Raw genomic sequence first — 3,219 nt, forward strand, 5'->3', positions numbered from 1 at the left:
GTGCAGCACCGTGCCGTTGTCGGTCTCGAACTCCTCGTACTTCCTGCGCCTCACGATCCACCTCTTTCCACGTCTTCGATCCGGGTCCAGCCCGGAGGGGTCATGTGAGGAACGTTCGAGCCAACTTGAAGATTCCGGATGGCACATCCTTTTCAGCGTCGTGCCGCGAGCCCACGGACGTCGTGCCTGGCCATCTCGAGCATCTCGGCGAACGAGCCGGTTCGACGGTCGGCGGCGGCCTCCTGCTCGCGCAGGGCGCGGACGATGAGGGCAGCATCCGAGGCGTCGACCGAGTCGAGGATGCCTGGCAGCTCCTGCTTCTCCTCCGCGGCGGCGTGCTGCGTGATCGCCTCCTCGAGGAGCCCGAGCTGGGTCACGAAGACCGGGGAGGTGACGCCGGCGTCCTCCAGGCGCCCGATCTGCTGCCCGACACCCTCCTCCTCGACGACGCGCTGCGTGCCCAGTGCCGGGTCCGGGGTCGCCTCGGCGCGTGGGTGCAGGAGCACCTCCTCCACCGCCTCATGACCGGCCAGGTACGCGCAGAGACGGTGCAGCGCGTCAGCCCGGGTGCCGTCGTCAGCGGTGCGCACCGCGCGAAGCAGGCGGGTGATCTCACCGTGCTGCGCGGTGACGGCCTCGACGACGTCCCGCGCCGTCAGGGGTGACGAGGCGGGTTTCGGCTGCTCGGCTTCGGACATGGTCTCGTTCCTCTCGCTGAGTGCTGGGTGACGTGTCGCGACACCACGGGCGCTTGCCAGGTGTCCGCCGAGGTAGGCGGCGACACCGGTCAGGCCGGAACCGGCCAGCGCGAGCACCACCCCGGTCGCGTGGCGCCCCCTCCGTCTGGCCATCCACGAGCCGGTGTACGCCGCGAGCGACCCGACGTTGAGGACGGCGTGGACGACACCGACACGCCGGTCGCGCTGTTCGGCCCCGTGCCACTCCGTCCAGCCGGACGCCGCCGTCGGTGCCGCAGCGAGCAGGCCGAGCCCGATGAGTCGGCGCGCCGCCGGCCGAGACTCGACTCCACCCAGCGCGTCGAGCACGCCGGCCGCGGTGAAGAGGCCTATCGGCAGGTCGGTGAGGGAAGGGTGCAGGGCGTGGCCCATCCATCGTCCGCTGAGCACGGACGCGGTGGCGCCGCGGCCCAGCGGTGCGGTGACTCGCTGCGCGAGGGCCGTGGCGCGATCCAGCCGGTCGTCGCGCTCGAGCGCCACGGCGAAGCGGGCCGGCAACGGAAGCGTCTGGGTGTCTTGAGGCATATGGGTCCCGTACCCACCCGCGGCCCTCTGTCGCCCGACCGACCATGGACGCGGGATCGAGCGGCGCAGGTCGCGGGGCATACGGTGGGCGCCATGAACTTCCGTCACCTGGGCAACAGCGGGCTCAAGATCTCCGAGATCACCTACGGCAACTGGCTCACGCACGGCTCGCAGGTCGAGAACGACGTGGCGACGCAATGTGTCCGCGCCGCGCTCGACGCCGGCATCAGCACGTTCGACACGGCCGACGTCTATGCGAACACCAAGGCCGAAAGCGTCCTCGGCGAGGCGCTCAAGAGCGAGCGGCGCGAGAGCCTCGAGATCTTCACGAAGGTCTACTGGCCCACAGGCCCCGGTGGCAAGAACGACACCGGGCTCTCGCGAAAGCACATCATGGAGTCGATCAACGGGTCGCTGACCCGGCTGCAGACCGACTACGTCGACCTCTACCAGGCACACCGTTACGACACGGAGACGCCCCTCGAGGAGACGATGCAGGCGTTCGCCGACGTCGTGCGTCAGGGCAAGGCCCTCTACATCGGCGTCAGCGAGTGGACGGCCGAGCAGATCCGCGCGGGCCACGCGCTCGCGAAAGACCTTGGCGTGCAACTGATCTCGAGCCAGCCGCAGTACTCCATGCTGTGGCGGGTCATCGAGGGCGAGGTCATCCCGACGTGCCAGGAGCTCGGGGTCAGCCAGATCGTGTGGAGCCCGATCGCGCAGGGCGTCCTCACGGGCAAGTACCAGCCCGGGCAGCAGCCTCCCGCAGGTTCCCGGGCGGCCGACGAGAAGGGCGGCGCCGACATGATCAAGCGGTTCATGAACGACGACGTCCTGACGCGGGTCCAGAAGCTCCAGCCCGTCGCCGACGACGCGGGCCTCACGATGGCCCAGCTCGCGGTCGCATGGGTGCTGCAGAACGAGAACGTCGCCGCCGCTCTGGTGGGTGCCTCTCGTCCCGAGCAGGTGGCCGAGAACGTCAAGGCCGCGGGCGTGAGGCTCGAGCCCGAGCTCATGGCCCGCATCGACGACGCCCTCGGGGACATCGTCGAGCGCGACCCCGGCAAGACCGCGGAGAACGCCCCGAAGACCCGCGTGGCCTGACCCTCGCAGACCCTGGCGTTCGGCCCACCGGGGCACGAGCCCGCGCGCATCGACCTGGGGACAACTCCAGCGAGCGTTCGCGGGCTCGGGCCACGATGGCTGGCATGACCTTCGACGACCTGCCCCAGCGCGCCAGCGAGATCCCCCTCACCGACTCCGTCGCGGCCGGCGACGTCATCGACCTCATCCTCGGCGAGGCCGACCGCGCCGGGGGGTGCATCGGGCTGATGATCTGCGACCACGCCGGCCGCGGCCTGCAACCTCTCGTCCTCAACGACGTGCCGGAGGATGCGGATCCGGCCGACCTGGTCCGGCTGCTGGACCTCGTCCTTCCGCTGGTCAGAGAGTCCGGCGGCTCGATCCTGCTCGGCCGAGGGCGCCCGCACGGAGCCCGTCCGACCGACGCCGATCGGGAGTGGCACGAGGCCGGGATCGACGCCTGCCGGAAGGCCGGTGTGCGCTTGCTCGGCTTCCACGTCGCCACGGCGGAGGGGGTGCACCGACTCCCGGACCCGCTCGACGCCGCGTCGTGACGCCGCCCGCGAGCGGCGCTCAGAACGCGAGCGGGCCTCAGAACGGCGGAAGCTCGTCGATGACGCGTGGGCGGCGGGCAGGTTCGGGTGGCGGCCGCAGGTCCTCGAGCCAGTCCTTCGGCTCGGTGACGTAGCGTCGTCCGGCAGCCGTGCGCCAGTGGACCCTGGCGTCGGGGTCCCGCGACGCGCTCCAGTGACCGTGGGTGCGGGCGTTGTGGTGCAGCCGATGCTTGCTCGTGAGGTTGGTGACCTCCGTCGGGCCGTGCGGCCAGGGGATGTCGTGGTCGAGGTCGCAGCGAGCGGCCGGGACGGTGCATCCG

General features: G+C 70.9%; 3 protein-coding genes and 1 pseudogene. 2 read left to right on the top strand and 2 right to left on the bottom strand.

The window, feature by feature from the left end; translation table 11 throughout:
* Positions 1-152: 152 nt before the first annotated feature.
* Positions 153-1,262: a DUF2231 domain-containing protein gene (locus ACPYOM_RS21420; RefSeq protein WP_481347505.1), complete on the bottom strand. Its 1,110-nt coding sequence runs from the start codon at positions 1,260-1,262 to the stop codon at positions 153-155.
* Positions 1,263-1,355: 93 nt separating this feature from the next.
* On the opposite strand from ACPYOM_RS21420, the gene ACPYOM_RS21425 reads away from it, so the two are divergent.
* Both ACPYOM_RS21425 and ACPYOM_RS21430 read left to right on the top strand, forming a co-directional pair.
* On the top strand, positions 1,356-2,366 hold the full coding sequence (locus ACPYOM_RS21425) for an aldo/keto reductase family protein (protein WP_481347506.1): 1,011 nt from the start codon (positions 1,356-1,358) through the stop codon (positions 2,364-2,366).
* 104 nt (positions 2,367-2,470) lie between these two features.
* Positions 2,471-2,899, top strand: a complete 429-nt coding sequence (locus ACPYOM_RS21430) for a hypothetical protein (protein ID WP_481347507.1) — start codon at positions 2,471-2,473, stop codon at positions 2,897-2,899.
* A gap of 37 nt (positions 2,900-2,936) precedes the next feature.
* Here the strand turns inward: ACPYOM_RS21430 and ACPYOM_RS21435 are convergent.
* Positions 2,937-3,219 (bottom strand): annotated as a pseudogene (locus ACPYOM_RS21435) (HNH endonuclease signature motif containing protein); the annotation flags it as partial.

Source organism: Monashia sp. HAY1-2A, assembly GCF_056755315.1.